We start from the raw sequence: 26,855 nt of genomic DNA, 5'->3' as shown, positions 1-26,855 counted from the left end.
CCGCTATAAAAAAGAAACTGATTCCGAACAGAGATCGTGATCCGATTTGACTGAGCAAAGCACACCCGGCGGCGGAAAGCTGCCTCCAGGCATCGAACCCATTTCCATCATGGAAGAGATGCAGCGGTCCTACCTCGATTACGCCATGAGCGTCATCGTCAGCCGCGCCCTTCCTGACGTCCGCGACGGACTGAAGCCGGTCCACCGGCGCATCCTCTACGGCATGTCGGAACTCGGCATCGACTGGAACAAGAAATACGTCAAATGCGCCCGCGTGACCGGGGACGTGATGGGTAAATTCCATCCGCACGGCAACTCGGCGATCTATGACGCGCTGGCGCGTATGGCGCAGGACTGGTCGCTCCGCCTGCCGCTGATCGACGGTCAGGGCAATTTCGGCTCGATCGACGGCGATCCGCCGGCGGCCGAACGTTACACCGAATGCCGCCTTGAGAAAGCGGCCCACGCGCTGCTCGACGATCTCGACAAGGAAACCGTCGATTTCCGCGACAACTATGACGGCACGCTCTCCGAGCCCGTCGTGGTGCCGGCGAAATTTCCGAACCTTCTGGTCAACGGCGCAGGCGGCATCGCCGTCGGCATGGCGACCAACATCCCGCCGCACAATCTGGTGGAAGTGATCAACGGCTGTATCGCCCTGATCGACAACCCGGCGATCGAGCTGCCGGAAATGATGGAGATCATTCCCGGTCCGGACTTTCCGACAGGCGCCCTGATCCTCGGGCGGGCCGGCATCCGTTCCGCCTATGAAACCGGCCGCGGCTCGGTGATCATGCGCGGCGTTGCCGCAATCGAACCGATGCGCGGCGATCGCGAGCAGATCATCATCACCGAAGTTCCCTACCAGGTGAACAAGGCGACGATGGTCGAGAAGATCGGCGAGCTGGTGCGCGAAAAGCGCATCGAGGGCATTTCCGACCTGCGCGACGAATCCGACCGTCAGGGCTACCGGGTCGTCGTCGAGCTGAAGCGCGATGCCAATGCCGACGTGATCCTCAACCAGCTCTATCGCTACACGCCGCTGCAGACCTCGTTCGGCTGCAACATGGTGGCGCTGAATGGCGGCAAGCCGGAACAGCTCGCGCTGCTCGACATGCTGCGCGCCTTCGTGTCCTTCCGTGAGGAAGTGGTGAGCCGGCGCACAAAATACCTGCTGCGCAAAGCTCGCGAACGCGCCCACGTCCTGGTGGGCCTGGCGATCGCGGTCGCCAATATCGACGAGATCATTCTCCTGATCCGTCGCGCGCCCGATCCGCAGACGGCGCGCGAGCAGTTGATGACCCGTCGCTGGCCGGCTCAGGACGTCGATGCGCTGATCCGCCTTATCGACGATCCGCGCCACAAGATTAACGAGGACGGCACCTACAATCTGTCTGAGGAACAGGCGCGCGCCATCCTCGAACTCCGTCTCGCCCGCCTGACGGCTCTCGGCCGTGATGAAATCGGCGACGAACTCAACAAGATCGGCGCCGAGATCAGCGATTACCTCGACATCCTCTCGTCGCGCCTGCGCATCCAGACGATCGTCAAGGAAGAGCTCGCTGCCGTGCGCGATGAATTCGGCACGCCGCGCCGCACGCAGATCCTCGAAGGCGGTCTCGAAATGGACGATGAGGATCTCATCGCCCGCGAGGACATGGTCGTCACCGTTTCGCATCTCGGTTATATCAAGCGCGTCACGCTCGGCACCTATCGCGCCCAGCGTCGCGGCGGCAAGGGCCGTTCCGGCATGGCGACGCGCGACGCGGATTTCGTCACGCGCCTGTTCGTGGCCAATACCCACACGCCGGTTCTGTTCTTCTCCTCGCGCGGCATCGTCTACAAGGAAAAGGTCTGGCGCCTGCCGATCGGCACGCCGCAGTCCCGCGGCAAGGCGCTGATCAACATGCTGCCGCTGGAGCCGGGCGAACGCATCACCACGATCATGCCGCTGCCCGAGGACGAAACGACCTGGGAGAACCTGGACGTGATGTTCTCGACAACCCGCGGCACCGTTCGCCGCAACAAGCTATCGGACTTCGTGCAGGTCAACCGCAACGGCAAGATTGCCATGAAGCTCGAGGAAGAGGGTGACGAAATCCTCTCCGTCGAGACCTGCACCGATCAGGACGACGTGCTGCTGACCACCGCCCTCGGCCAGTGCATTCGCTTCCCCGTTGGTGACGTGCGCGTCTTTGCCGGCCGCAATTCGATCGGCGTACGCGGCATCACGCTCGGCGAAAGCGACCGCATCATCTCCATGACCATTGTCGGTCATGTGGACGCGGAGCCCTGGGAGCGCGCGGCCTATCTCAAGCGTTCGGCGACGGAACGTCGCGCCGCAGGCGTTGACGAGGAGGATATCGCTCTCGTGGGTGAGGAAGTCACCGAGGAGGGACAGCTTTCCGACGAGCGTTACGAGGAACTGAAGGCCCGCGAGCAATTCGTGCTGACGGTTTCCGAAAAGGGCTTTGGCAAGCGGTCGTCTTCCTACGACTTCCGCACCTCGGGCCGCGGCGGCAAGGGCATCCGCGCCACCGATACGTCCAAGACAGCGGAGATTGGCGAACTGGTCGCCGCCTTCCCGATCGAGGACAATGACCAGATCATGCTCGTCTCCGATGGCGGCGTGCTGATCCGGGTGCCGGTCAACGGTATCCGCATCGCCAGCCGCGCCACGAAGGGCGTCACGATCTTCTCGACCGCCAAGGATGAGAAGGTTGTCTCGGTCGAGCGTATCAGCGAGCCGGAAGGCGACGAGGAAAACGGCAATGGCCTGCCGGAGGAAATCGACAGCGAAACCGGTGATCTCGGCGCTGCCGCCCCGGAAGCGGGTCCGACGGATGAGGGTGCGGCGGAATAAGCCGCACCTCAATCAAAAAACGGCCAAAATAAAAAGCCGGAGGATGAAAATCCTCCGGCTTTTGTTTGAACCGCTTGCGACGGGAAAGTCCGCGTGAACGCGGTTCGCTACTGTCAAATCGCCAAATCGGTCAATCCGTCAGAACACGCTGTGGCGGCGCGAGAAATCCCTGAAATCCTTCATGTCGGCACGTTCGCGCCTGAGCTCGGAAATCGTTGAGGCCACGGAAGCCACGAACATGATGCTGATCAAACCTGCAAGTACTGTCAACGTCACGAACATGGGGTTCCTTTCTCGTCCGTGTATCCGCCTCAGTAGTACGAGAGATCGCTATAACGGCCCGTTACTTGCGGATAATTCAGATCTGCCAATTGGGATTTATCTTGATAAAGGGTTACCGTAGCCGTCAGCATCACCGCAATCATGGCCGTCCAGACCAGGTTAATCATGGTGATCTTGTCCAGCATGATCGTTTTCCTTCTCGCGATCATCGCCATCTGTCCTTCTTGTTAGCCTGAACGCGCATCGCGCAAACAGGTTCCACCGCATTTTGAGAGATACTTAACCGTGTGGCTCTGAAGCGACCTTGAATGCTCTGTTCATCTGGCGTTCAGAATTCGAAGTCTTTTTCAGGCTTCTTCCGGTCCGAAGGCGACTACGAAAGCCTCCAATGCAAAAGCGAGAACCACGGCTCCCATCACCATCAAAGCCAGCATTTGTCGTCGTTTCTCCCGAGATACGCACGGGTCTTTCGCCCGCCACGATCGTCATAAGACCATGGCGCCGCTGAAACGCCCTTGAACGGGCCATTCATCTTTCGTTCAGAATTGGGAGATGCTTGCGGTTGGGCGGCTTCCGTGACAAAAGGCGCGTGAAATTTCGCTGAAACAGTTCCGGACCTCGGCATGACCACCGCTTTTTATCCCGGTTCTTTCGATCCGATGACCCACGGACATCTGGACGTGCTCGTCCAGGCGCTGAATGTCGCGGACAAGGTGATCGTCGCGATCGGCATTCATCCGGGAAAGGTGCCGATGTTCACCTTCGAGGAGCGGGCCGAACTCATCAGCGCCTCGCTTGCCGAAGCGTTGCCGGGCAAAGCCAACCATGTATCGGTTGTTTCTTTCGACAAGCTGGTGGTCGATGCTGCCCGCGCCAACGGCGCAGGCCTGTTGATCCGCGGCCTGCGCGACGGCACCGATCTCGACTACGAAATGCAGATGGCAGGCATGAACCGGCAGATGGCGCCGGATATCCAGACCGTCTTCCTGCCCGCAGGCACCGCCTCGCGGCCCATTACGGCCACATTGGTCCGGCAGATCGCGGCGATGGGCGGCGACGTCAGCGCCTTCGTGCCTGCCGCGGTCCTGAAGGCCCTGAACAACAAGCTGAAACGCTGATCGTTTCCGAACCCCGGAGATCTTTCCATGAAACTGCTTCGTCTTGCCGTCGCCGGCGCTTTCGCCCTCGCTTCCATGGTCCTGCCGGCTGTTGCCGCGCCGGATGATTTCCTGACCATAGAGCTGAAGGATGGCCCGGTGGTGATCCAGTTGATGCCGGAAGTTGCGCCGAAACATGTGGCGCAGATCAAGGCGCTCGCCGCCAAGGGCGAATACGACAATGTCGTCTTCCATCGGGTCATCAACGGCTTCATGGCGCAGACGGGCGACGTGGAGTTCGGCAAGCAGGGGGGCAAGAGCTTCAACCCGGCTCGCGCCGGCATGGGCGGCTCGGAAATGCCGGATATCCCGGCCGAATTCTCGAAAGTGCCGTTCGAGCGCGGTGTCGTCGGCATGGCGCGGTCGCAGGATCCGAATTCCGCGAACTCGCAATTCTTCATCATGTTCACCAAATATCCGAGCCTGGACGGCCAATATACCGCCGTCGGCAAGGTCGTGTCCGGCATGGAACTGGTCGACAAGATCAAGCGCGGCCAGGGCAGCAATGGCGAGGTCACCAATCCCGACAAGATGATCAAGGTCACCGTCGGTAAGAAGTAGGCCGCAGGAATTAAACGAAGGGCGCCCCTGTCGCAGACGATAATCGGGTGCCGAATTAAGGAGAAAGCATATGGCCGAGATCAAAGATCCGGAAAACACCCTCATCATGGAAACCACCAAGGGCAAGGTCGTCATCTCGCTTCTGCCCGACCTGGCGCCGGGTCACGTCGCCCGCGTCAAGGAGCTTGCCCGCGAGAATGCCTATGACGGCGTGGTTTTCCATCGCGTCATTCCCGATTTCATGGCGCAGACAGGCGACGTGAAATTCGGCAAGCAGGGTTCCGAGAGCTTCAACCCGGCCCGCGCCGGCATGGGCGGCTCGGAAAAGCCGGACCTCAAGGCTGAATTCTCCGCCGTCCCGCATGTCCGCGGCACCTGCTCCATGGCCCGTTCGCAGAGCCCGAACTCGGCCAACTCGCAGTTCTTCATCTGCTTCACCGACGCCCCGTGGCTGAACAAGCAGTACACCGTGTGGGGCCAGGTCATCGAAGGCATGGACTTCATCGACCAGATCAAGAAGGGCGAGCCGGTCAAGGATCCGGACTCGATCGTTTCGGTGCGCGTCGCCGCCGACGTCTGATCTCGACGGAACGAATGGCCCGCTCCGTCTGTCGGCGGGGCGGGCTTCGCTTTTTTGGAAAATCCATGCGCGTCGATCTCTTCGACTTCGATCTCCCGGAAAAAAATATAGCGCTGAGGCCCGCCAGCCCGCGTGACAGCGCCCGGCTGCTCGTCGTGCGGCCGGAAGGCGAGCCGGTGCTTGCCGATCACCGCGTGTCCGATCTGCCGGGTTTCCTGAAACCGGGCGACGCGCTGGTCTTCAACGACACCAAGGTCATACCGGCGCAGCTCGAGGGCATCCGCCACCGCGAAGGAGCGGGTGGCCAGCAGGTCTCCGCGACGCTGCATATGCGCGTCGCCCCCGATCGCTGGAAGGCCTTCGCCAAACCGGGCAAGCGCATCAAGATCGGCGACCGGATCGAATTCGGCCATGGTGGCAATGCCTGCCTGATCGGTTCGCTTGCCGCAACCGTGGAAGCCAAGGGCGAGGGCGGCGAAGTCACCCTGCGCTTCGATCTTTCCGGTCCGGCGCTCGACGAGGCGATCATGGCGGTCGGGCACATTCCGCTGCCGCCCTATATCGCCGCCAAGCGTCCGGAAGACGCACAGGACCAAAAGGACTACCAGACCATCTACGCCCGCGAGGAGGGTGCCGTCGCGGCGCCGACGGCGGGCCTGCATTTCACGCCGGAGCTTTTCTCGAACCTCGATGCTGCCGGCATCGAACGGCATTTCGTGACGCTGCATGTCGGGGCAGGGACCTTCCTGCCGGTCAAGGCGGACGACACGGCCGAGCACAAGATGCACCAGGAGATCGGCCATGTCAGCGCCGAGACCGCCGCCCGGCTGAATGCGGTGAAACGCGCCGGTGGGCGCATCGTCTGTGTCGGCACCACTTCGCTGCGCCTGATCGAGAGCGCGGCTGCCGATGACGGCACGGTAAAACCCTGGAGCGGCGCGACCGGCATATTCATCACGCCGGGCTACCGCTTCAAGGCGGTCGATATGCTGATGACCAATTTTCACCTGCCGCGATCGACGCTGTTCATGCTCGTCTCAGCATTCTGCGGGCTGGAGACGATGCGTGCGGCCTATTTGCACGCGATCGAAACCGGCTACCGCTTTTACTCCTATGGCGATTCCAGCCTTCTTTTCCGGGACAACCGATGACCGAGACTTTCCAGTTCAATCTCAAGGCCACCGATGGCGGCGCGCGGCTTGGCGAAATCACCATGCCGCGGGGCACGATCCGCACCCCGGCCTTCATGCCGGTCGGCACGGTCGGCACGGTCAAGGCCATGTATCTCGACCAGGTGCGCGATACCGGCGCCGATATCATTCTCGGCAATACCTATCACCTGATGCTGCGCCCGGGCGCGGAGCGCGTCGCCCGGCTTGGCGGCCTGCATGAGCTGATCCGCTGGAAACATCCGATCCTCACCGATAGCGGCGGGTTCCAGGTCATGTCGCTGTCGGGCCTTCGGAAGCTCGACGAGAAGGGCGTGACGTTCAAGAGCCATGTCGACGGCAGCCTGCACCACATGTCGCCGGAGCGCTCGATCGAAATCCAGGGCCTGCTCGGCTCCGACATCCAGATGCAGCTCGACGAATGCGTGGCGCTGCCTGCCGAGCCGAAGGAAATCGAGCGAGCGATGGAGCTGTCGCTGCGCTGGGCCGAACGCTGCCGCGTCGCTTTCGGCGACCAGCCGGGCAAGGCGATGTTCGGCATCGTCCAGGGCGGCGACCAGCCCGAACTTCGCATCCGCTCAGCCGAAGGCCTGAAACAGCTCGATCTGAAGGGTTATGCGGTCGGTGGGCTTGCCGTCGGCGAGCCGCAGGACGTCATGCTGAAAATGCTCGAAACGACGCTTCCCGTTCTGCCGTTCGAAAAGCCGCGTTACCTGATGGGCGTCGGCACGCCGGACGACATGCTGAAATCGGTAGCGCGCGGCATCGACATGTTCGATTGCGTGATGCCGACCCGTTCGGGCCGCCATGGGCTTGCCTTCACCCGCCGCGGCAAGGTCAATATCCGCAACGCCCGCCATGCGGAGGACATGCGCCCCCTGGACGAGGAATCGAACTGCCCGGCCGCCCGCGATTATTCCCGCGCCTATCTGCACCATCTGGTGCGCGCCGACGAGGCGCTTGGCGGCATGCTGCTCTCCTGGAACAACCTGAACTACTATCAGGATCTGATGAAGGGCATCCGCCAGGCGATCGCCGAGGGTCGGTTCGCCGATTTCTACGCCGAAACCCAGGAAATGTGGGCGAAGGGCGATATCGATCCGGTCTGATCGACGCTGTCAGATACCCTGGCTGGCGGTGTTGCGGATCATCCGCACCCCGTTGACCTTGTAGGACCCGTCGTCCATCAACCGCATCTCGTAGATGGCCGTCCAGTCCTTGCCTTCCCTGGCGCTGATCATCACTTCCTGCAGCACCACTTCCCCGCCGCCGATCATCTTCGAGCGGCCGAAGGCGTAGTTGCCGGCGTGATAGACCGGCTCGTAGGTTTTCCGCACCATATCCAGGAACCGGTCCTTGTTGGGATAGAGGCTGCGGATCCCGGGCGAGGCGAAGGAATAGGCCTTTTCCGCGTCATCCTGCATGAGCGCAGCGATCTGGCCGGAAATCACCGCCTGGGCATTGGCGACGGGATCCTCGGCTTTGACGGCGGTGAAGGAACAGAGAGCGAAACACAGAACGACTGCAAGATATCGAACCAGCATCGGGCTTTCTCCAACGGCGAGCACCAGAAGGCTAGCGCCTTTGGGCGCAAGGAGAAGATGGCGCCTGCGAGTTTTTTGCGCAACGCCTTTCTTGAAGGCAAACGAATCCGAATGATTACAGAATGATGACGCCTTGAAGCAACCACTGCCGTTATCCGCACATTTTCGTGATATTCCGGCCATCGGAGGCGCAGGGCGGGGTCCCGTTATCGCGGCTTGTCGGTATCGGCCGACACTGTCAGGAATGCGGCGGGAATATTGATTCGCCCGGACATGCAATTTCGATGAAAAACCTTTTACCGCCGGCCCTGCTTTATTTCAGCAACGCCATCCTGTTCATTTCGCTGTTCACGCGATTGCCGGCTATCCAGGCGTCGCTCGGAATCGACAAGGCTGGCCTCGGTCTGGCGCTGCTGAGCGCTCCTGTCGGTACCTTTCTCGCATTGCCGCTCGCAGGACGTATCAACGACCGCTTTACCCCGCGGCTGACGGCACTCGTCACTCTGCCGATCTGCGCCATGCTCACGCCCGCGCTGACCGTCTTTCCGGTCGTGGGATTTGTAATCTGTTTCTTTCTCTTCGGTTTCTTCCGCACGATTTTCGACGTGGCTGCCAACATGATTTCCGCCGGCATAGAACAGCGGACCGGCCGGAAGGTGCTGTCCCGCAGCCACGGTTTCTGGTCGGTCGGCCTGCTGGCCGGCTCCCTCTGTTCCGGCTTCCTGGCGGAAAAGGCGGTGACGCCCTTCGTGCAGCAGATCATGGCCGCTGGTTTCGTCGTCGCTGCGTGCCTGCTGGTGTTCTGGATCACCCCCAGGGAGGCGTCTCCGCAAACGCGGCCCGATCACAAGCGCGGGGCATATGTGCTTCCGGACAGGATGATCGTGCTGATCTGCGTCATGGTTTTCGGCCTCTGCATCGTCGAGGGCGCGGTCTACGACTGGGGCATCTTTTTTCTGCGCGAACAGTTGAAGGCCGATCCGGCGATTGCCGGCGTGCTTTATGCCGCCTTCACCGTCGGCATGGGGCTGACGCGACTTTCCGGCGACATGCTGCGGGACAGTTTCGGATCCATGGTGCTGGTGCGTGCCTCGGCCGTTTCAGTCGCTCTTGGGATTGTCCTTCTCGTCGCGACGCCGAGCCTGACGCTTTCCGGCCTGGCGCTTTTCCTGATCGGCTGCGGCGTGGCGCTCGCTTACCCGCTGGCGGTCTCGACGACGATCGAGCTTGGCAAGGGTCAGCCGTCGGAAAACCTCGCGGCGCTGGGCCTGACGCTGATGTTGTCGACGATCGGCGTGCCGCCGCTGCTCGGCTTCATTGCCGAACATGTCGATCTCGTCGCGACCTTCCTGGTGCTGCTGCCTTGCGTCCTGGTCAGCTTCCTGATGGCGCCCGTCGCCGAGGGCCGCGGCCCGTCATGGCCGCTCCGGCGCCGCTAGCCGGCTTGATTGCCCTGTGGGAAAATCCGGCAAGGATATGGCCTGCCCATAATTGGCCACAAGAGTCGGTGAGGGGTTGAGACCGCTGGCCTTAGCCGTTAGACAATGAAACCGGATTTGCCGAAAACAGGTGACACTGTGATCGACCCTTATGAGATGCTTGGTGTTTCGCGCGAGGCGGATGGCGTAGCCATCAAGTCCGCCTATCGCAAACGCGCGAAAACGGTTCACCCGGATGCCGGCGGCGACGTCGATGCATTCGGAAAACTGACCGTGTCCTATGAACTGCTCTCCGATCCGGTACGCCGAAAAGTCTACGACGATACGGGTTACGACCCGGAACTCGCCGACACCAAGGATCTCCAGGGGCTGGTGATTCTCGAAACGCTGGTCAACGAGATCATCCTCGACGAGCGCGAGCCGGGAAGTTTCGATCCGGTCGCCGCCATACGGCGCAAGCTGACCGACAAGATCGTCAATGCCCGCTTCCATATCCTGGAGATGGAGCGCCACCGCGCCCGCATCCGCAACCACATCGACCGTATCGGCCGCAAGCCCGAGACGGACGTGCTGGGCCGCATGCTGAAATCCCGATGTGAAGCGATCAACGACGCGATCGGCAGGGCCGAGACCGAGATCGAGAATATCGAGCAGGCCTACGGCATGCTGGACGGGTATTCCTACGAGGTCGAAGTGATCGAGATCAAGACCGCCGCCGAGTGAGGGCCGCGGCACGTCTCTTGACACCGAAGTCAGCTTCAAGACATAGCTTCAGCCCATTCAATTCAAAGGGTTTTCGATGGCATTGACCATACGGGAGGGTGTCCGCGGGGATGCCGCGGCGCTGCTCGGTTTCATCCGCGAGCTGGCGATCTATGAAAAGGCCGAGCACGAGGTCGCGGCCACCGTCGAGACGATCGAAAGCTCCATTTTCGGCGAGACGTCGGTGACCAGGGCGCTGGTCTGCGAGCAGGACGGCGTGCCTGTCGGCATGGCGATCTGGTTCTTCAGCTATTCGACCTGGCAGGCGAGAAACGGGCTTTATCTCGAAGACCTGTATGTGACGCCGGCAGCGCGCGGCCTCGGCGCCGGTAAGGCGATGCTGAAGCGGCTGGCGCAGATCGCCGTCGAGAACGGTTGTGGCCGGTTCGAATGGAGCGTGCTCGACTGGAACGAACCGGCGATCCGGGTCTACGAGGCGATCGGCGCAGAGCCGATGAACGAGTGGATCCGCTATCGGCTTTCAGGTGAGACGCTGAAGAGCTTTGCCGAGGGCTGATGGGGTAGGCGAGGTTGACGCTGGACGCGTGACCGTTAGTAAGCGATTGCGAGCCGCCTTGGAGTTGGGAAGACGGGACCTGCTCGGTTCGGTCTTTGGAAGCACGCATATCGCCACTATGGTTTTTGACGATCCATGCACGCAACGAGGGCTTTTCCAGCTTTCGTCGAACCACGCGCAGTCAGCAGGTGCGGTCGATCTGAAATGCCATCCTTGATTGCGATCTGTTTGGCAGCTGCGGAGAATGCTGTGGCAAAGTTTTTTGCGTTGTCCGGCGAAAGCATCGTTTGAGAAATAGCCAAATTGTCCCCGACCGCACCAGTTTCCCCATCCTGACCAAATAGCAGCTTGCCGTCTATTGCGATTTCGATCTTTGGGACAATACCCTTGAGGATTGGTTCGTGAGCAAATCCTGGAATAGCTCGGATCAATAGGCCGGATTCCGCGCTATCGCAGATGAACAACACCCCAGAACGAAGTGACGACATGAAATCTACCGTCACGCGTGTACCCTTGGAAAAAGGATCGTCTTCTGTATCGACAGTCCAAGCCTGAAAGCCGGCGTCTACGACGCTCGCCGAGACCGCAACCAAGCCTATAGCAACCCAAAATGCACGCATAACAACCCCCTGTAATTCGGAGCAATGCTTGCAAGCCACTTTACTGGAAGTCAACTCCCTGTTGTATCTCTGCGCAAAAGCCTGTCGAATGCTCGTAAGGAGCAATACGAGGCGAGGGAGCCCGCCCAGCTTGGCGCTGCTGATCTCGAAGAAGAGTTCACTCGACAACCGGGGTTATGCTGACCTCTACTCCGACGTGATGCCGAGCATGCAGGCGAATGCTGCCGAGCAAGTTGACGCTGCGATCAAAGCTGCTAAAAAGCCAGCCATCGAATGATTGGGTAGCAAATCGGTAGCAATTGCCGCTTTGGCGAAATCAGCAAATGGCTAATTTCTCAACCTTATCAGCCGGATGGAAGAGTGTCCGAGTGGTTTAAGGAACCGGTCTTGAAAACCGGCGTGCGGGAAACCGTACCGTGGGTTCGAATCCCACCTCTTCCGCCAATATTGGCGTATCATGATACCGCGCCGTAATTTTCCCCCACGCCTCTCACCGCGGCTCCACGGACAGACTGAGGTAGGTCGGATCGAATTCTGCCACGTCCTTCAGTCGTTCCCAGTCGAGAATGGTAATCGTCTGGTTGGACCAGGAGATCAGGCGTTCGCGCCTGAGGGTCTGGATGACGCGGTTCATGTGGACGAGCGACAATCCCAGCACGTCGGCCATCTCGCCCTGCGAGAGCGGGAGGTAAAAGCTCCAGCCGTTGGTGCGGCGGACCACGTCCAGCCGGACATAGAGTTCGCAAAGAATGTGGGCGAGGTGCGAGACTTTGGAGCGCCGCCCCATCGCGACGATCCAGGCGCGGTGGATAGAGCCGTGGACCAGCGTATCGAGCCACAACATCCGGGTCAGGTGGGGATGCTGTTCCGTCACCTGCTTCAGGTCGGCATGGTCGGAAAAGCTGACATGGCATGGAGAAAGCGCGATGACGCCATGATCCATGGTCTTCAGCAGGAAGGCATGCAAATCCACGAAATCGCCGGCGACGTGGAGCGCCGTGATCTGCCGCGAGCCTTCCGCCGTCAGTTTGTATCGGGCAGCGAACCCATCGACGAGCAGGCTGCTGTAGCAGGGTCTCGATCCCTCGACCACCAGGTCTTCTCCTGCCAGAAAGCGCCTTTCACGGCCGACGATACGCCTGAGGATGTCGCGCTCTTCATCGGTGAGAAGGTCATGCTGTTCCAGGTTGAGAAGTAAGGAGTCGATCACGGTTGTCCTCGGTGGGTGTCAATATCCAGCGAAAGAACGGATGAGGAGGCCATATAGATCCCTCGGAAACACTGACCACTGGGCGGGAACAAATGCCCGCGAAGGAAATTCGGTCGATAGATACTCAAGGCAGCGAGCATGGAATGGCGCGATATTTCTTCGATTTGATCAATGGCGACGGGCCTGTGCGTGACAATGAGGGTCAGGAAATATCGACCCGCGAGGAGATCAGCCGGGAGGTGAGCCGGATATTGGCCGACATCGCCCGCGAGGAATTTCCCGAGCGGGGGAAGGGCTCGATCTCCATCGAGGTGCGAAACGAGTCTGGGCAGTCGGTATTTACCGGCCAGCTGTCGTTCCAGACACAATGGCATGATGATCCGGAACTATGACTGTGCAATACCTGGATTCCTGCGAAGTTAATCTTGGCTGCGAGTAATCGTCGTTAGTGTATTATTAACCATATCAAATAGAATTTTATCTTTTCCCCTATTTTCGTTCGCATTTTTGCCGCGATGCTAGCAAAAGTTCGCCTCCATTGTGTCCGTCGGCATAGGGGTATGTCCCGGACCGGTTCAATGGCTGTGTAAGGCGGTGCGATCGCGAGGATCGTTCGCAGCCTGATGCAGTGAAGGCGGCATGGGACGGATGAGTTTGGGTGTGAGTGGCGGCAAGCTTTCGCTGGGTGCGAAATGGCTCGGGATAACGATGGTCTGCGCGGGGATGGCATCCTGCGCTACGACAGAGGCACCGAAGTCGAAACCCCGCAGCAAAGAGTATTTTTCCGAAAAGGAATATGGCGTCAAGGCGAGCCCGCGCGTGGTCGGCGACGGCCGGCCGGTGCCGAAGGGCGGCGGCCGGTTCATGGTCGGCCAGCCTTATGAAGTGAAGGGCCAGACTTACGTTCCGAAGGAAGATCCGAACTATAACCGGAGCGGTCTTGCCTCCTGGTATGGGTCCGCCTTCCACGGCCGTCTGACCGCCAATGGCGAAGTCTATGACAGCGACCACCTCTCGGCCGCGCATCCGACGTTTCCGCTGCCGAGTTATGCCCGGGTGACCAATATCGACAACGGCACCTCGGTCATCGTCCGGGTCAACGACCGCGGCCCTTATCATCCGGGCCGCATCATCGACGTTTCCGACAAGACCGCCGAAATGCTGGATATGAAGCGGATCGGCACTGCCAAGGTCAACGTGCAGTATGTCGGCCGCGCCCGCATGGACGGCAAGGACATGCCGTTCCTGATGGCCTCCTACATCCGCAAGGGCGATCGCCTGCCGTCGATCCGACCGGAAGGCCAGATCGCAACCGGCGTCATGGTCGCGTCGAACCAGACGCTGGGCGACCAGCTCCAGAGCTACGGCTCGGCCATGCCGCGTCCGATGGCGCTGGCAGGCCGCACGCCGAGCGGCCTGGCGCCGGCAGCTTCCGCACCCCAGGCTTTCGAGAATTTCTCGGCATTGCCGCAGGTCGGCCCGCACCCGATCGAACGGCCGGTTGCCGGGGTTGCTCCCGCGCAGAACCGGCAGGTCGCCTCTTCCTCCCCCGTAGAAGCTCAGGCGCGGTCGTCGCAGGGCCGGAACCTGGAAACCGCCTATTCATCCGCTCCTCAGGCAAAAACTCCGCAGGTCGTGTTCGGCAACATGGTGCTGGAAGGTCCCAAGGCCGCTCAAAAGCCCGTGCGCTAGTTCATGGGCGATTGCAGGGTGCAATCGCCACTGCTAGGCATGGGGAAGGACGGTTCGTGGGGTGATCATGCGGCGCCTGCTGATTCTGCTTTGCCTAGTATTGCTGCAAGTATTCCTGCAAACCGGCGCGCCTTCGGGAGCCGTCAACGCGCAGGAACCGCCGCCCGCCTTCGTGACCAAGGCGAAGCAGATCTATATGGTCGAGGCGAAGACCGGCACGGTGCTGCTCGCCTCCAACGAAAACCAGGGCTTCCCGCCGGCCTCGCTCGCCAAGCTGATGACCATGGAAGTGGTTTTCAGTGCGCTGAAGCGGGGCGAGATCAGCCGTGAGACCGTCTTCCCGGTTTCCGAATTTGCCTGGCGCACCGGCGGGGCGCCCTCGGGCACCACGACCATGTTCGCGGCGCTGAAATCCCAGATCCGTGTCGAAGACCTCATCAGGGGCGTCGTCGTCCAGAACGGCAACGATGCTTGCATCGTGCTGGCGGAAGGTATTTCCCGTTCAGAAGCCGAATTTGCATCCCGGATGACGGCGCGCGCCAAGGATCTCGGGCTCGGTCGTTCCGTCTTCGGCAATTCCACCGGCCTGCCGGATACGGAGAGCCGCACGACTGCCCGCGACCTCGTCGAGCTCTCTCGTCATATCTTTCGCGAATATCCGGAATTCTATCCGATCTACGCCCAGCCGGATTTTACCTGGAACAAGATCTTCCAGCGCAACAAGAACCCGCTTTTTTCGCTCAATATCGGCGTCGACGGCCTTGGCGCCGGTTTTGCCGAAGGTTCGGGTTATGCGCTGGTGGCGTCGGTGGCACGCAACGGCACGCGGCTCTTCCTTGCTATGGGTGGGCTTGCCAGCGACAAGGAGCGGCTGGAGGAAGCGAGAAGGGTGCTCGAATGGGGGCTTTCCTCGTTCGAGACCAAGGTCCTGTTCAAGCAGGGCGAGGTGATCGGCCAGGCGAGTATCTACGGCGGCACGTCGAGCCATGTCGATCTCATCGCCAAAGAACCGGTCGATATCTACCTGCCGGCCAATAATCCCGACCGCCTTTCCGGGCGAATCGTCTATCGCTGGCCGTTGAGGGCCCCGGTGACCGAAGGCCAGGATGTCGGCGTGCTGAGGATTTCTTCGGGCGACCGGGTGGTGCGGGAAGTGCCGCTGGTAACGGCCAAGCCGATCGAAACCGGCAGCCTCGTCAGCCAGGCAACGGACGCGCTGCTCGAACTGATGTTCTTCTGGCTTTGACAACACGATGTTTCGCAGCGCACCCATATGCGTTATAAGCTGAAGCATAAAATTGAGTGCGGAAAGACGCGTGGCAGAACATTCCGGATTGTTCGTAACTTTCGAAGGCGGCGAGGGGGCTGGCAAATCCACCCAGATTCGCCGGCTCGCAGATCAGCTGCGCCGCCGTGGCCATGATGTGCTGATGACCCGCGAGCCCGGCGGCTCGCCGGGGGCGGAAGCCGTGCGCCACGTTCTGCTCTCGGGGGCTGCGGAAGAGTTCGGCGTGCGGATGGAGGCGATCCTGTTTGCCGCCGCCCGCAACGACCATGTCGAGGAAGTCATCCGGCCGGCGCTCGAAAGCGGCGCCGTCGTGCTCTGCGACAGGTTCATCGATTCCTCACGCGTCTACCAGGGTGTCACCGGCAATCTGGAGCCCGATTACATCGAGGCGCTGCAGCGGGTGGCGATCAACGGTGTGGTGCCGGATTGCACGCTGATCCTCGATCTGCCGGCTGAGGTCGGGCTGAAACGCGCCCGCAAGCGCGGCGCCGACAGCGCGCCCGATCGTTTTGAGCGGGAGGAGATCGAAACCCACGAAAAACGCCGCGAGGCTTATCTCGAAATCGCCGAGGCGGAACCGGAACGCTGCTATGTGGTCGACGCCGAGCGCTCCGAAGACGAGATTGCCGACGAGATTTTCGCGATCGTCGAGCCGCTGGTGCGGGAACTGAGCTTTACCCAGAAGAGCAGCGCGGAATCGGTCGGATGAGCGAGGAAACCGCCGGCATTCTGGAAGGCGCCGTGCCGCCGGCGCGCAATCCGCATCTCTATGGGCATCAGGCCGCCGAGGAATTTCTGGCGCGCAGCTACCGCTCGGGGAAGGGGCACCACGCGATCCTGATCGAGGGGCCGGAGGGGATCGGCAAGGCGACGCTCGCTTTCCGTTTTGCCAACCACGTGCTTTCGCATCCCGATCCCGCGACTGCGCCCGATCGTCTCGCCGATCCCGATCTCAATTCGTCCGTCAGTCGGCAGATCGCGTCCGGCGCCTCGCACAACCTCCTGCATCTCACCCGGCCGGTGGACGAGAAGACCGGCAAGACGAAAACTGCGATCACTGTCGATGAGGTGCGCCGGGCCGGGCATTTCTTCTCCCAGACGTCAGGCACCGGCAATTGGAGGATCGTCATCATCGATCCGGCCGACGATCTCAACCGCAATGCGGCGAACGCCATCCTGAAGATCCTCGAGGAACCGCCGCGCCGTGCGCTGTTCCTGGTCCTCTCGCATGCACCCGGAAAACTGCTGCCGACGATCCGCTCGCGATGCCAGTCGCTGAGGCTGTCGCCGCTCGGTGACCGGGATCTTGCGAAGGCGCTCGCAGGCCTGGGTACGCCGCTCGACGGTGGCAAGACCCAGGAGATGGTGCTGGCCAAGTCCAAGGGCAGCGTTTCCCAGGCGCTGAAACTCCTGAACTATGGCGGCACCGAGATCATCTCCGCCTTCGAGGAGGTGGTCGCGGCCGATGGTCCGACAGCCCGAAAGGCGATGCACCGGCTGGCGGATGTGCTGTCCGGCAAGGACAGCGAAGTGATCTTCGGCTTTTTCCTGGAGCACCTGAGCGATCACCTGATCGCCAAGGCGCGCAACGCGGCCCTTGCCGGCGATCTTCCGACTGCCGACCGGCAGGCGAAACTGGTCAGCGACATGACCGAGAAGATCACCATCGCGCAGGCCTACAATCTGGACCGCAAGCAGACGATCCTGTCGATCCTCGATGCCGCGCGGCGCTGATCCGAGGGCAGGGGCGGGAACCGCATAAGGAACTTTGTGTTTCGCATCAGCGAAACATGCGCTAAGAGCGGCATGATCCAAATCCAAGTGCCCGAGTGCCCCTGATGTCCGACAAGACGCCCTATTACATCACCACTGCGATTTCCTACCCGAACGGCAAGCCGCATATCGGCCATGCCTATGAGCTGATCGCGACGGATGCCATGGCGCGGTTCCAGCGCCTGGACGGCAAGGATGTTTTCTTCCTGACCGGCACGGACGAACATGGCCAGAAGATGCAGCAGACGGCGCGCGCCGAAGGCATTGCACCGGAAGCGCTTGCCGAGCGCAACTCGAGTGAGTTCCGGGCGATGGGCAAGCTGCTCAACGCGTCCAACGACGATTTCATCCGCACCACCGAGCAGCGCCACCACGAGGCCTCCAAGGATATCTGGAACCGGATGGCCGACAACGGCGATATCTACAAGGATACCTATGCCGGCTGGTATTCGGTGCGCGACGAGGCGTTTTATGCCGAGGACGAAACGTCGGTGCGCGACGGCGTCCGCTACGGGCCGCAGGGAACGCCGGTGGAGTGGGTTGAGGAGTCCAGCTACTTCTTCAAACTCTCCGAATACGGCGACAAGCTGCTGAAGCACTACGAGGAAAACCCGGATTTCATCGGCCCCAACGAGCGCCGCAACGAGGTGATCTCCTTCGTGAAATCCGGCCTGCGGGACCTGTCGGTATCGCGCACCACCTTCGATTGGGGTATCAAAGTACCGAACGATCCGGCGCATGTCATGTATGTCTGGGTCGATGCGCTGACCAACTACATCACCGCAACCGGCTATATGGAAGACCGGAACGGCCCGCGCGCCAAATATTGGCCGGCGGACGTGCATGTCATCGGCAAGGACATCATCCGCTTCCATGCGGTCTACTGGCCGGCCTTCCTGATGTCCGCCAAGCTGCCACTGCCGAAGCGCGTCTTCGCCCACGGCTTCGTGCTGAATGCCGGTGAGAAAATGTCGAAGTCGGTCGGCAATGTCGTCGATCCGTTCGAGCTTCTGGAGAAGTTCGGGCTCGACTACGTGCGCTATTATCTCTGCCGCGAGATTTCCTTTGGCCAGGACGGCAATTGCAACGACCAGCTGATCGCCACCCGCGTCAATGCGGATCTGGCCAACGGCATCGGCAACCTCGCCAGCCGCTCGCTGTCGATGATCGTCAAGAATTGCGACGGCCATGTTCCGGAGCCGGGCGAGCTCACCGACGCCGACAGGGAACTGCTTGCCGCGGCCGACGGCCTGATCGCCATCTGCCGCGAGGAAATGGACAAGCAGCTGATCAACCGCGCTCTTGCGGCGATCATCGGTATCGTTTCCGAGACCGACCGTTATTTTGCGGCGCAGGCGCCGTGGGTGCTGAAAAAGACAGATACGGCCCGCATGGGCACGGTGCTCTACGTGACGGCGGAGGTCGTGCGCCAGATCGCCATTCTGCTGCAGCCGTTCATGCCGGAATCGTCGGCCAAGCTGCTCGATCTCGTGGCTTCTCCGGCCGACAGCCGTGATTTCGCGGCGCTCGGCGAAGCCGGCCGCCTGAAGCCCGGCACGCCGCTCGAAGCCCCGACGCCGGTCTTCCCGCGTTATGTGGCGCCGGAAGCGAGCGCATAAGGCCCTATCCATGCTGATCGATACCCATTGCCACCTGGATTTTGCCGATTTTGCCGAGGAGCGCGACGCGATCGTGTCGCGCGCCCACGAGGCCGGCGTCGACCAGATGGTGACGATCTCGACGCGGGTTCGAAAACTGGACGGACTGCTGGCACTGACCGAGCGGTATCCGTCGGTCTTCTGCTCGGTCGGCACGCATCCGAATAATGCCGGCGAGGAACTGGACATTGAGACCGAAGACCTGGTGCGGCTCGCCAATGCGCATGAGAAGATCGTCGCGATCGGCGAGGCCGGGCTCGACTATTTCTACGACACGCAGACGCCGGCCGACCAGAAGACCGGGCTGATCCGCCATATCGCGGCCGCCCGGGAAACCGGTCTGCCGCTGGTCATCCACAGCCGCAGCGCCGACGAGGACATGGGCGAGATCCTGACGACCGAAAGCGGGAAGGGGGCCTTTCCTTTCATCCTGCATTGCTTCTCGTCGGGCGTAGACCTTGCCCGCATCGGCGTGGAACTCGGCGGATATGTCTCTTTCTCAGGAATCCTGACATTCCCGAAATCGGAAGACCTGCGCACGATCGCCAGAACCGTGCCGCTCGATCGGTTGCTGGTCGAGACTGATGCGCCTTATCTGGCGCCGAAGCGCTGGCGCGGCAAGCGCAACGAGCCTTCCTATGTGGTGAATACGGCCGAGGTGCTCGCCGAATGCATGGGCGTCAGCTACGAGGAAATAGCCAAGGTTACCACGGAGAACGCGTTCCGCATCTTCTCCAAGATGCCGAGGCTCTGACCTGTGGCGAGCTATCTGCGGCGCTTCACCATTCTTGGCTGCTCGTCGTCACCGGGCGTGCCGCGGCTGAATGGCGACTGGGGCGCCTGCGATCCCAACAACCCGAGGAACCGCCGCACGCGTGCCGCCTTCATGGTTGAGCAGATCGCGCCCGATGGCGGCAGCACCGTGGTGGTCATCGACACCGGTCCTGACTTTCGCGAACAGATGATCTCCGCGAATGTGCAGCGGGTCGATGCGGTTCTCTACACCCACGCCCATGCGGATCATCTGCACGGCATCGACGACCTGCGCGGCTATTTCATCCTGCAGCACCATCGCATCCCGATCTACGCCGATCCGGTTACCATGGACCGGATCCGCCAGGGGTTCGGTTATTGCCTGGAAACGCCGCCGGGCGGCAATTATCCGCCGATCGTCCGGCCGTTCCTGATCGACACCATGGACGAGCCGATCGTCGTGGACGGGCCGGGCGGACCGATCCGTTTCCTGCCGCATCTGCAGGTGCACGGCGACATCCATTCGCTGGGTTTCAGGATCGGCGACGTGGCCTATTGCAGCGATGTCAGCGACTTTCCACATGAAAGCGTGGCGAGGCTCGGCGGGCTCGACGTGCTGATCATCGACACGTTGCAGTACAGATATCATCCGAGCCATCTGTCGCTCGAGCAGGCGCTCGAATGGATCGCGAAATTTTCGCCGAAACACGCGATCCTGACGCATATGCATCTTCCGCTCGACTACGACACGGTGATGGCGCAGACGCCGCAGCATGTCGAACCAGCCTATGACGGTCTCGCGTTCGAGGTTGCGCTCGATCTCTGATCTCTGGCAGAGTGGAGCAGCCGCAAACCCAGGTTTTCCAGGCCTGGGTGCATATAGCCTAGTTCCATAATCTATCTTATGCGATATTTGTATCGCATCGGGAACGCTACCGACGAACACCCGTTCCCTCCCACTGAGGCTTCCCAGACAGACCGTTGGCCTCTTCGTCAAGCTCGGCGCAAGCAAGCGTCCCTAACGTCGGCCTCACCCGGAATGATTCCGGCTCAGATTGAGGACAATGATATGTCGAACGAAACTACCCATCAGCCGTCCGAACAGTCGCTCGCGCTGTTTCTTCAGGACAACGACGCCGACAAGCTGACCGACATCCTGGTCGAGGCGCTCTACGAAGCCTTCCGCATTCTCGAGGACGAAGTTCGTCCCGAAACGTTTCACTAAAACGTCCGTGCTGCTCGAGTGCTCGAACATGCTTGTCTTTCGCGTGCGAACATGATTGCCGTACGGCATTAGCAGCCCTCACGGATTCTCCCACCATGTTTGCAAGCGCCACGCCCTTCGTCACCATCGGCCTTCTGATTCTGTCGAACGTCTTCATGACCTTCGCCTGGTACGGGCACCTGAAATTCGAGAGCAAGCCGCTCTATCTCGTCATCATGGTGAGCTGGGGCATCGCCTTCTTCGAATACTGGGCCCAAGTGCCGGCAAACCGCATCGGCTACGGTTACTTCAATGCAGCCCAGCTGAAGACCATTCAGGAGATCATCACGCTCTCGGTCTTCGTCATTTTCTCCGTGCTTTATCTTGGCGAGCCAATTCACTGGAAGCAGATCGTCGGCTTCGGTTTCATCGCGCTCGGAGCCTTCTTCATCTTCACGAAATAGAGCGGATGCCGGGAACCGGCGCGCCATAGATGTGTTCGGGCCACCATGACGTCAGGTGGTGCGATGAAGAAGAGATCGGGCGATATTCGCATCGGCATTTCGGGCTGGACCTACAAGCCCTGGCGCGGCGTGTTCTATCCCGAGGGTCTGCCGCAGAAGCAGGAGCTGACCTACGCCGCGGAGCATTTCCGCTCGATCGAGATCAACGGCACCTTCTACGGACTTCAACGGCCGGAGAGCTTTGCCGCCTGGTATAACGCGACACCCGACGACTTCGTCTTCGCGATCAAGGGGTCGCGTTACATTACCCATATGCGCCGCCTCACCGATATCGAAACGCCGCTCGCCAATTTCCTGGCATCCGGCGTCCTGCGCCTCGGCAAGAAGCTGGGGCCAGTTCTCTGGCAGTTTCCCCCGCGGATGAAATTTTCGGCGGAACGTTTCGAGCCGTTTCTGAAGCTGCTGCCGAAGACCACGGGAGATGCCGTCGACCTCGCGGGGCGGCACGACTCGCGCCTCGACGGGCGCGACTATGTGAAGACGGATGCGGATCGGCCGATCCGCCATGCATTGGAGATTCGCCACGACAGCTTCCGCTCGCAGGATTTCATCGACCTGCTGCGCCACTACAGGGTCGGCCTGGTTGTCGCAGACACGGTCGAGTGGCCTCTGCTGATGGATCTCACCGCCGATTTCGTCTATTGCCGCCTGCACGGCTCAGAACAGCTTTATGTCAGCGGATATGATGACGAGGCGCTCGACCGCTGGGCGCAGCTCATCCGCCAATGGATGAAGGGCCGCGATCCGAAAGACGCGGAACGCATGGGGCCACCTTCCCCGCCGCGGGCGCATGGTCTGGATGTCTATGTCTACTTCGACAACGACGTGAAAGTGCGCGCGCCGCGAGATGCGCAGGCCCTCGCCGACCGGCTTGATGCGGGGCCGATTTCGTCGATTGCGAAGACCGCCAGACGCGCCTGAACGAGAGGTTTTCGCTTTTCCATCGGCATGCCTTCATTTCTATCTCGGTTTGATTTAGAGACAGTCCTTCAATCCGCCTTTTCCGGGCGGTAAGACTGTTCGCAAGGTATGTTGATCGATGCTTGATTCCCTCAGAAACGCCGCCCGCTCCTGGGTTGCCAAGTCGCTTCTCCTGCTTCTGGTTGCCTCGTTTGCCGTCTGGGGTGCTTCTCAGTCGTTGGTGACGACCGGCGGCAACACGGTGATGACCGTCGGGGACCAGCAGATTTCGAGCGAGGAATTCCGCCTCGCCTACCAGCGGCAGATCGCCAATCTCAGCCGCCAGTTCGGGACGCAGTTGACTGCCGAGCAGGCCCGCGCCTTCGGCATCCAGAACGAGGTGTTCACGCAGCTCGCAGCCGGCGCCGCGCTCGATCAGCTTTCCGACGACATGAACATCGGCCTTTCGGAAGACCGCCTCGCCAACCTGATCGCCGAGGACCCGGCCTTCAAGGGCGTCAACGGCCAGTTCGACCGCAACCTCTTTACCTCTCGCCTGCGCAACGCCGGTATTCGGGAGGATGATTACATCAAGGAACGCAGCAAGGTCGCGGTCCGCAGCCAGATCGTCGAGGCGGTTTCGGATGGCTTCCAGCCGCCGAAAGTGCTGGTCGATGCCTTGAAGAGCTATCGCGACGAAACCCGCACGATCGACTACATCCTGCTCTCCAACGCCAATATCGATCCGGTGAAGGCGCCGGCAAACGATGTGCTCGCTGCCTGGTTCGAGGGCGTGAAGACCCGTTACCGCGCACCCGAATACCGCACTTTCGCTTATGTGAAGCTGCAGCCGGGCGACATCGCAGATGCATCTTCGATCACCGACGAAGCAGCGCGCGCCGAATATGACAAGCGCAAGGACAGCTTCAAGACGCACGAAACCCGCACGATCGAGCAGCTCCCCTTCCCCAACAAGGAAATGGCGCAGGCGGCCGTGACGCAGCTGAAGGACGGTACCGCCACTTTCGACCAGATCATCAAGGATCAGGGCAAGACGGCGACGGACGTTCTGCTCGGCGATTTCACCAGGGAGAACGTGCCTGATCCGGCCTTTGCCGATCCGGCCTTCAAGGTTGCTGCCAGCGGCGGAACGACGCAGGTCATCGACGGCACGTTCGGCCCGGTCATCCTGCGCGTCACCAATATCCGCCCGGAGACGACGCGTTCGTTCGACGAGGTCAAGGAAGACATCCGCAAGCGGCTTGCCGTCTCTTCCGCGTCCCAGGAAGTGTTGAGCGTTCACGACCGTTTCGAGGACATGCGCAGCGGCGGCACCCCGCTCGAGGAGACTGCCAAGGCGCTCAACCTCAAGGCCGTCACCGTGACATCAGATGCCTCCGGCCGCGACGAAAAGGAGCAGCGCGTCACCGAACTGCCGGCTTCCACCGCGCTGCTCGGCGATGTATTCCGGACCGAACCGGGCGCCGACACCATTCCGGTCAACCTCGGCAATGACGGTTATGTGTGGTTCGAGGTGCGCAACATCGTGCCCGAGCGCGACCGCCCGCTCGCCGATGTGCGCGAAAAGGCCGTTGCCGACTGGACCGCCGAACAGCAGCGCCAGGCGCTCACCGCCCGCGCGACCGAGCTCAAGAGCCGCCTCGACAAGGGCGAGACGCTTGCAGCCATCGCCACCGAACTTGGCGTAGCGGTCGAAAACAAGCAGGGCCTGCGCCGTGGCGCCGAGGACGCGATCTTCGGCAACGAGGCGATTTCGGCGGCCTTTTCCGGCCCGGTCAACAAGACTGCGACCGTGATCGGTTCCGACGGTGAAAGCCGCCTTCTGATGAAGGTGGCCGCCGTGGACCAGGCAACGACGGATGCGGTTTCCGGCGACCAGCAGCTGCAGCAGATGGCGAACGCTGCCGGTGACGACATGCTCGATCAGATGGTCAACAGTCTGAAGACAAGCTACGGCGTGTCCGTCAACCAGACCGTCGTCGATCAGGCCATGCTGCAGTAAACCAGAGGGACGGCCGACCATGCCTGAGCTGAAACCCCTGCTTGCCAAGGTTGCCAATGGCGAGAGCCTCAGTCACGAAGAGGCGCGAGGCGCTTTCGACATCTTGATGTCCGGCGAGGCGACGCCGTCTCAGATCGGCGGCTTCCTGATGGCGCTGCGCGTGCGCGGCGAGACGGTTGCCGAGATCACCGGTGCGGTCGAAACCATGCGATCGAAGATGCTGCCCGTCTCCGGCCCTGCCGACGCCATCGACATCGTCGGCACCGGCGGCGACGGCCTCGGTACCTACAACATCTCCACGCTTGCCTCCCTGATCGTCGCCGGCTGCGGCGTCCCGGTCGCCAAGCACGGCAACCGTGCGCTGAGTTCCAAATCCGGCACGGCCGATACGCTCGGCGTTCTGGGCGTCAATCTGGAGATCGGTCCCGACCAGATCTCCCGCTGCATCACGCAAGCCAGCATCGGCTTCATGTTCGCCTCGATGCATCACGCGGCGATGCGCCATGTGGGCCCGAGCCGCGTCGAGCTCGGTACCCGCACGATCTTCAACCTGCTTGGCCCGCTTTCAAACCCTGCCGGCGCCAAGCGCCAGCTCCTCGGCGTGTTCGCGCCGAAATGGCTGGGGCCTATCGCCGAAGTCCTGCGCGATCTCGGTTCGGAGACGGTCTGGATCGTCCACGGCGACGGCATGGATGAGATCACCACCACGGGCATTACCCAGGTGACGGCGCTGGAAGACGGCAAGATCCGTTCTTTCGAACTGACGCCGATGGATTTCGGCGTTCAGCCCGCAACACTGGACGAACTCAAGGGCGGCGACGGCGTGCACAACGCCGCCGCATTGCGCGCCGTGCTCGGTGGTGCCAAGAATGCCTATCGCGATATTTCGCTCTGCAATGCGGCTGCCTCGCTCGTCGTCGCCGGCAAGGCGGAAACGATCGCCGACGGCATGAGGCTTGCCACCCGTTCGCTGGATGGCGGCCAGGCAGCTGCCGCGCTCGACCGTCTGGTTGCTGTCTCGAACGAAAAGGATTGAGGTCATGACGGATATCCTCAAGAGGATCGAAGCCTACAAGCGCGAGGAAATCGCCGCTGCCAAGGCGAGCGTACCGCTTGCGGAGCTGAAGGCCCGCGCTGCGGACCAGCCCTCCCCGCGCGGCTTTCATCGCGCACTGAAGGCGAGGCAGGATAGCGGTGCCTTCGGGCTGATCGCCGAGATCAAGAAGGCAAGTCCGTCCAAGGGCCTTATCCGCCCGGATTTCGATCCGCCTTCGCTTGCAGCAGCCTACGAAGCCGGTGGCGCCACCTGCCTCTCCGTCCTCACCGATGCACCGAGCTTCCAGGGCGCGCCGGAATTCCTGAGCGCCGCCCGCAACGCCTGCTCGCTGCCGGCGCTGCGCAAGGATTTCATGTTCGCGACCTACCAGATTCACGAGGCGCGCGCCTGGGGCGCCGACTGCATCCTGCTGATCATGGCCTCGCTTTCCGACGACGAGGCGCGCGAGCTTTACGACGTTACCGCCGAACTCGGCATGGACGCGCTGATCGAGGTGCATGACGAAGAGGAGACTGAGCGGGCGCTGAAACTCCCCTCGCCGCTGATCGGCATCAACAACCGCAATTTGCGCACCTTCGAGCTTAACCTCGAAACGAGCGAGCGGCTGGCGCCGATGGTGCCGGCCGACAGGCTGCTCGTCGGCGAAAGCGGCATCTTCACCCACGAGGACTGCCAGCGCCTGAAAAAGGTCGGCATCAACACCTTCCTCGTCGGCGAGAGCCTGATGCGCAAGGACGACGTGGCCGCCGCCACACGCCTTCTTTTGACCGGCGAGGCTGCGGCCCAGGCGGCGGAATAATGGCTGGCCTCACCCATATCGGCGCTTCCGGCGAGGCGCATATGGTCGATGTCGGCGACAAGGCCGAGACCAGCCGCTCGGCGACCGCCGAAGGTTATGTCCGCATGCTGCCGGAAACGCTGGCAACGATCCGCGAGGGCAATGCCAAGAAGGGCGACGTGATCGGCACGGCGCGGCTTGCCGGCATCATGGCCGCCAAGAAGACCTCGGATCTCATCCCGCTCTGCCACCCGTTGATGCTGACCAAGGTGGTCGTGGATATCACCGAGGACGCGCAGCTTCCGGGCCTCCGGGTGACCGCAACTGCCAAACTCACCGGCAAGACCGGCGTCGAGATGGAAGCGCTGACGGCCGCCTCGGTCGCCTGCCTGACGATCTACGACATGGCCAAGGCCGTCGACCGGGCCATGGAGATCGGTGGCATCCGCCTTCTCGAAAAGACCGGCGGCAAATCCGGAACCTATCGCGCAGAGGACTGAG

General features: G+C 61.5%; 30 protein-coding genes and 1 tRNA gene. 26 read left to right on the top strand and 5 right to left on the bottom strand.

The window, feature by feature from the left end:
• Positions 1–46: 46 nt before the first annotated feature.
• Complete coding sequence (gyrA, locus tag C5J22_RS10725) at positions 47–2,863, top strand: DNA gyrase subunit A (protein WP_245440342.1); 2,817 nt, start codon at positions 47–49, stop codon at positions 2,861–2,863.
• Positions 2,864–3,001: 138 nt separating this feature from the next.
• Here the strand turns inward: gyrA and C5J22_RS31130 are convergent, their stop codons facing one another.
• On the bottom strand, positions 3,002–3,145 hold the full coding sequence (locus C5J22_RS31130) for a hypothetical protein (RefSeq protein WP_167336316.1): 144 nt from the start codon (positions 3,143–3,145) through the stop codon (positions 3,002–3,004).
• Between the two features lie 29 nt (positions 3,146–3,174).
• Positions 3,175–3,330 carry a hypothetical protein gene (locus C5J22_RS10720; RefSeq protein WP_155414821.1) on the bottom strand — a complete coding sequence of 52 codons (156 nt, stop codon included), beginning with the start codon at positions 3,328–3,330 and terminating at the stop codon, positions 3,175–3,177.
• 438 nt (positions 3,331–3,768) lie between these two features.
• Here C5J22_RS10720 and coaD point away from each other — a divergent pair, with 438 nt between their 5' ends.
• The 5 genes from coaD (at position 3,769) to tgt (ending at position 7,721) form a co-directional block, all read left to right on the top strand.
• Positions 3,769–4,263, top strand: coding sequence for a pantetheine-phosphate adenylyltransferase (coaD, locus tag C5J22_RS10715; protein ID WP_105430391.1), 495 nt, complete (start codon positions 3,769–3,771; stop codon positions 4,261–4,263).
• Positions 4,264–4,290: 27 nt separating this feature from the next.
• Positions 4,291–4,863, top strand: coding sequence for a peptidylprolyl isomerase (locus tag C5J22_RS10710; RefSeq protein ID WP_105438221.1), 573 nt, complete (start codon positions 4,291–4,293; stop codon positions 4,861–4,863).
• Between the two features lie 70 nt (positions 4,864–4,933).
• Complete coding sequence (locus C5J22_RS10705) at positions 4,934–5,443, top strand: peptidylprolyl isomerase (RefSeq protein WP_046633694.1); 510 nt, start codon at positions 4,934–4,936, stop codon at positions 5,441–5,443.
• Positions 5,444–5,508: 65 nt separating this feature from the next.
• A complete protein-coding gene (gene queA / locus C5J22_RS10700; RefSeq protein WP_105438220.1) occupies positions 5,509–6,594 on the top strand; it encodes a tRNA preQ1(34) S-adenosylmethionine ribosyltransferase-isomerase QueA in 1,086 nt (361 codons plus the stop codon).
• On the top strand, positions 6,591–7,721 hold the full coding sequence (gene tgt, locus C5J22_RS10695; protein WP_105438219.1) for a tRNA guanosine(34) transglycosylase Tgt: 1,131 nt from the start codon (positions 6,591–6,593) through the stop codon (positions 7,719–7,721). The genes queA and tgt overlap by 4 nt, the downstream gene beginning before the upstream one ends.
• Before the next feature lie 9 nt (positions 7,722–7,730).
• Here tgt and C5J22_RS10690 read toward each other — a convergent pair whose 3' ends face one another.
• A complete protein-coding gene (locus tag C5J22_RS10690) occupies positions 7,731–8,156 on the bottom strand; it encodes a DUF4864 domain-containing protein (RefSeq protein ID WP_046606992.1) in 426 nt (141 codons plus the stop codon).
• 284 nt (positions 8,157–8,440) lie between these two features.
• On the opposite strand from C5J22_RS10690, the gene C5J22_RS10685 reads away from it, so the two are divergent.
• The 3 genes from C5J22_RS10685 (at position 8,441) to C5J22_RS10675 (ending at position 10,874) form a co-directional block, all read left to right on the top strand.
• A complete protein-coding gene (locus tag C5J22_RS10685) occupies positions 8,441–9,595 on the top strand; it encodes an MFS transporter (protein WP_105438218.1) in 1,155 nt (384 codons plus the stop codon).
• Between the two features lie 138 nt (positions 9,596–9,733).
• A complete protein-coding gene (locus C5J22_RS10680; protein WP_046633704.1) occupies positions 9,734–10,318 on the top strand; it encodes a J domain-containing protein in 585 nt (194 codons plus the stop codon).
• A 76-nt stretch (positions 10,319–10,394) separates the two neighbouring features.
• Positions 10,395–10,874: a GNAT family N-acetyltransferase gene (locus C5J22_RS10675; RefSeq protein WP_105438217.1), complete on the top strand. Its 480-nt coding sequence runs from the start codon at positions 10,395–10,397 to the stop codon at positions 10,872–10,874.
• Positions 10,875–10,990: 116 nt separating this feature from the next.
• On the opposite strand, the gene C5J22_RS10670 is transcribed toward C5J22_RS10675, so the two are convergent.
• Positions 10,991–11,494, bottom strand: a complete 504-nt coding sequence (locus tag C5J22_RS10670) for a hypothetical protein (protein WP_105438216.1) — start codon at positions 11,492–11,494, stop codon at positions 10,991–10,993.
• 130 nt (positions 11,495–11,624) lie between these two features.
• Here C5J22_RS10670 and C5J22_RS31125 point away from each other — a divergent pair, with 130 nt between their 5' ends.
• Together C5J22_RS31125 and C5J22_RS10665 are read left to right on the top strand one after the other, a co-directional pair.
• Positions 11,625–11,771: a hypothetical protein gene (locus C5J22_RS31125; protein WP_172746588.1), complete on the top strand. Its 147-nt coding sequence runs from the start codon at positions 11,625–11,627 to the stop codon at positions 11,769–11,771.
• 77 nt (positions 11,772–11,848) lie between these two features.
• A tRNA-Ser gene (locus tag C5J22_RS10665) sits at positions 11,849–11,938 on the top strand.
• Between the two features lie 46 nt (positions 11,939–11,984).
• Here C5J22_RS10665 and C5J22_RS10660 read toward each other — a convergent pair.
• Positions 11,985–12,704 (bottom strand): Crp/Fnr family transcriptional regulator, encoded by a 720-nt coding sequence (locus C5J22_RS10660; protein WP_105438215.1) that lies wholly within the window; start codon positions 12,702–12,704, stop codon positions 11,985–11,987.
• A gap of 92 nt (positions 12,705–12,796) precedes the next feature.
• Here C5J22_RS10660 and C5J22_RS10655 point away from each other — a divergent pair, with 92 nt between their 5' ends.
• The 15 genes from C5J22_RS10655 to moaC all read left to right on the top strand — a co-directional run bounded on the left by C5J22_RS10655 (position 12,797) and on the right by moaC (position 26,854).
• Positions 12,797–13,096, top strand: coding sequence for a hypothetical protein (locus tag C5J22_RS10655; RefSeq protein ID WP_371412595.1), 300 nt, complete (start codon positions 12,797–12,799; stop codon positions 13,094–13,096).
• A 256-nt stretch (positions 13,097–13,352) separates the two neighbouring features.
• Positions 13,353–14,396 carry a septal ring lytic transglycosylase RlpA family protein gene (locus C5J22_RS10650; RefSeq protein ID WP_105438500.1) on the top strand — a complete coding sequence of 348 codons (1,044 nt, stop codon included), beginning with the start codon at positions 13,353–13,355 and terminating at the stop codon, positions 14,394–14,396.
• 67 nt (positions 14,397–14,463) lie between these two features.
• A complete protein-coding gene (locus C5J22_RS10645) occupies positions 14,464–15,642 on the top strand; it encodes a D-alanyl-D-alanine carboxypeptidase family protein (protein ID WP_105438214.1) in 1,179 nt (392 codons plus the stop codon).
• Positions 15,643–15,712: 70 nt separating this feature from the next.
• Positions 15,713–16,393 (top strand): dTMP kinase, encoded by a 681-nt coding sequence (gene tmk / locus C5J22_RS10640; protein WP_105400862.1) that lies wholly within the window; start codon positions 15,713–15,715, stop codon positions 16,391–16,393.
• Positions 16,390–17,418, top strand: coding sequence for a DNA polymerase III subunit delta' (locus C5J22_RS10635; protein ID WP_105438213.1), 1,029 nt, complete (start codon positions 16,390–16,392; stop codon positions 17,416–17,418). Before tmk ends, C5J22_RS10635 begins: the two co-directional genes overlap by 4 nt.
• A gap of 104 nt (positions 17,419–17,522) precedes the next feature.
• On the top strand, positions 17,523–19,076 hold the full coding sequence (gene metG, locus C5J22_RS10630) for a methionine--tRNA ligase (protein WP_105438212.1): 1,554 nt from the start codon (positions 17,523–17,525) through the stop codon (positions 19,074–19,076).
• Positions 19,077–19,086: 10 nt separating this feature from the next.
• Positions 19,087–19,869, top strand: a complete 783-nt coding sequence (locus C5J22_RS10625) for a TatD family hydrolase (protein WP_105438211.1) — start codon at positions 19,087–19,089, stop codon at positions 19,867–19,869.
• Positions 19,870–19,872: 3 nt separating this feature from the next.
• Positions 19,873–20,694 carry an MBL fold metallo-hydrolase gene (locus C5J22_RS10620; RefSeq protein ID WP_105438210.1) on the top strand — a complete coding sequence of 274 codons (822 nt, stop codon included), beginning with the start codon at positions 19,873–19,875 and terminating at the stop codon, positions 20,692–20,694.
• Positions 20,695–20,937: 243 nt separating this feature from the next.
• Positions 20,938–21,093, top strand: coding sequence for a hypothetical protein (locus C5J22_RS31120; protein ID WP_172717047.1), 156 nt, complete (start codon positions 20,938–20,940; stop codon positions 21,091–21,093).
• Between the two features lie 95 nt (positions 21,094–21,188).
• Complete coding sequence (locus tag C5J22_RS10615; protein ID WP_105438209.1) at positions 21,189–21,536, top strand: DMT family protein; 348 nt, start codon at positions 21,189–21,191, stop codon at positions 21,534–21,536.
• Between the two features lie 63 nt (positions 21,537–21,599).
• Positions 21,600–22,517 carry a DUF72 domain-containing protein gene (locus C5J22_RS10610; RefSeq protein WP_105438208.1) on the top strand — a complete coding sequence of 306 codons (918 nt, stop codon included), beginning with the start codon at positions 21,600–21,602 and terminating at the stop codon, positions 22,515–22,517.
• 118 nt (positions 22,518–22,635) lie between these two features.
• The gene (locus tag C5J22_RS10605) at positions 22,636–24,519 is read left to right on the top strand and encodes a peptidylprolyl isomerase (protein WP_105438207.1); all 1,884 of its coding nucleotides are present in this window, start codon (positions 22,636–22,638) and stop codon (positions 24,517–24,519) included.
• A gap of 19 nt (positions 24,520–24,538) precedes the next feature.
• A complete protein-coding gene (trpD, locus tag C5J22_RS10600) occupies positions 24,539–25,555 on the top strand; it encodes an anthranilate phosphoribosyltransferase (protein WP_105438206.1) in 1,017 nt (338 codons plus the stop codon).
• A gap of 4 nt (positions 25,556–25,559) precedes the next feature.
• On the top strand, positions 25,560–26,375 hold the full coding sequence (gene trpC / locus C5J22_RS10595; protein ID WP_105438205.1) for an indole-3-glycerol phosphate synthase TrpC: 816 nt from the start codon (positions 25,560–25,562) through the stop codon (positions 26,373–26,375).
• Positions 26,375–26,854 (top strand): cyclic pyranopterin monophosphate synthase MoaC, encoded by a 480-nt coding sequence (gene moaC / locus C5J22_RS10590; RefSeq protein ID WP_105438204.1) that lies wholly within the window; start codon positions 26,375–26,377, stop codon positions 26,852–26,854. The genes trpC and moaC overlap by 1 nt, the downstream gene beginning before the upstream one ends.
• Position 26,855 lies beyond the last annotated feature (1 nt).

Origin of the sequence: Neorhizobium sp. T25_13 (assembly GCF_002968675.1) — a bacterium.
GTDB lineage: Bacteria > Pseudomonadota > Alphaproteobacteria > Rhizobiales > Rhizobiaceae > Neorhizobium > Neorhizobium tomejilense.
Note: the sequence above shows the minus strand (reverse complement) of the source record. Positions and strands in the feature narration are given on the sequence as shown.

What these genes read in the sequence shown, in the direction of transcription:
- C5J22_RS10610 (WP_105438208.1), top strand. Translation starts at nt 21,600, where the DNA reads ATGAAGAAGAGATCGGGCGATATTCGCATCGGCATTTCGGGCTGGACC.
- trpD (WP_105438206.1), top strand. Translation starts at nt 24,539, where the DNA reads ATGCCTGAGCTGAAACCCCTGCTTGCCAAGGTTGCCAATGGCGAGAGC.
- C5J22_RS10605 (WP_105438207.1), top strand. Translation starts at nt 22,636, where the DNA reads ATGCTTGATTCCCTCAGAAACGCCGCCCGCTCCTGGGTTGCCAAGTCG.
- queA (WP_105438220.1), top strand. Translation starts at nt 5,509, where the DNA reads ATGCGCGTCGATCTCTTCGACTTCGATCTCCCGGAAAAAAATATAGCG.
- C5J22_RS10625 (WP_105438211.1), top strand. Translation starts at nt 19,087, where the DNA reads ATGCTGATCGATACCCATTGCCACCTGGATTTTGCCGATTTTGCCGAG.
- moaC (WP_105438204.1), top strand. Translation starts at nt 26,375, where the DNA reads ATGGCTGGCCTCACCCATATCGGCGCTTCCGGCGAGGCGCATATGGTC.
- C5J22_RS10690 (WP_046606992.1), bottom strand. Translation starts at nt 8,156, where the DNA reads ATGCTGGTTCGATATCTTGCAGTCGTTCTGTGTTTCGCTCTCTGTTCC.
- C5J22_RS10655 (WP_371412595.1), top strand. Translation starts at nt 12,797, where the DNA reads ATGCCCGCGAAGGAAATTCGGTCGATAGATACTCAAGGCAGCGAGCAT.
- C5J22_RS10685 (WP_105438218.1), top strand. Translation starts at nt 8,441, where the DNA reads ATGAAAAACCTTTTACCGCCGGCCCTGCTTTATTTCAGCAACGCCATC.
- trpC (WP_105438205.1), top strand. Translation starts at nt 25,560, where the DNA reads ATGACGGATATCCTCAAGAGGATCGAAGCCTACAAGCGCGAGGAAATC.
- C5J22_RS31130 (WP_167336316.1), bottom strand. Translation starts at nt 3,145, where the DNA reads ATGTTCGTGACGTTGACAGTACTTGCAGGTTTGATCAGCATCATGTTC.
- C5J22_RS10670 (WP_105438216.1), bottom strand. Translation starts at nt 11,494, where the DNA reads ATGCGTGCATTTTGGGTTGCTATAGGCTTGGTTGCGGTCTCGGCGAGC.
- C5J22_RS10710 (WP_105438221.1), top strand. Translation starts at nt 4,291, where the DNA reads ATGAAACTGCTTCGTCTTGCCGTCGCCGGCGCTTTCGCCCTCGCTTCC.
- C5J22_RS10635 (WP_105438213.1), top strand. Translation starts at nt 16,390, where the DNA reads ATGAGCGAGGAAACCGCCGGCATTCTGGAAGGCGCCGTGCCGCCGGCG.
- tgt (WP_105438219.1), top strand. Translation starts at nt 6,591, where the DNA reads ATGACCGAGACTTTCCAGTTCAATCTCAAGGCCACCGATGGCGGCGCG.
- coaD (WP_105430391.1), top strand. Translation starts at nt 3,769, where the DNA reads ATGACCACCGCTTTTTATCCCGGTTCTTTCGATCCGATGACCCACGGA.
- C5J22_RS10675 (WP_105438217.1), top strand. Translation starts at nt 10,395, where the DNA reads ATGGCATTGACCATACGGGAGGGTGTCCGCGGGGATGCCGCGGCGCTG.
- C5J22_RS10720 (WP_155414821.1), bottom strand. Translation starts at nt 3,330, where the DNA reads ATGCTGGACAAGATCACCATGATTAACCTGGTCTGGACGGCCATGATT.
- metG (WP_105438212.1), top strand. Translation starts at nt 17,523, where the DNA reads ATGTCCGACAAGACGCCCTATTACATCACCACTGCGATTTCCTACCCG.
- C5J22_RS31120 (WP_172717047.1), top strand. Translation starts at nt 20,938, where the DNA reads ATGTCGAACGAAACTACCCATCAGCCGTCCGAACAGTCGCTCGCGCTG.
- C5J22_RS10645 (WP_105438214.1), top strand. Translation starts at nt 14,464, where the DNA reads ATGCGGCGCCTGCTGATTCTGCTTTGCCTAGTATTGCTGCAAGTATTC.
- C5J22_RS10615 (WP_105438209.1), top strand. Translation starts at nt 21,189, where the DNA reads ATGTTTGCAAGCGCCACGCCCTTCGTCACCATCGGCCTTCTGATTCTG.
- C5J22_RS10705 (WP_046633694.1), top strand. Translation starts at nt 4,934, where the DNA reads ATGGCCGAGATCAAAGATCCGGAAAACACCCTCATCATGGAAACCACC.
- C5J22_RS10650 (WP_105438500.1), top strand. Translation starts at nt 13,353, where the DNA reads ATGAGTTTGGGTGTGAGTGGCGGCAAGCTTTCGCTGGGTGCGAAATGG.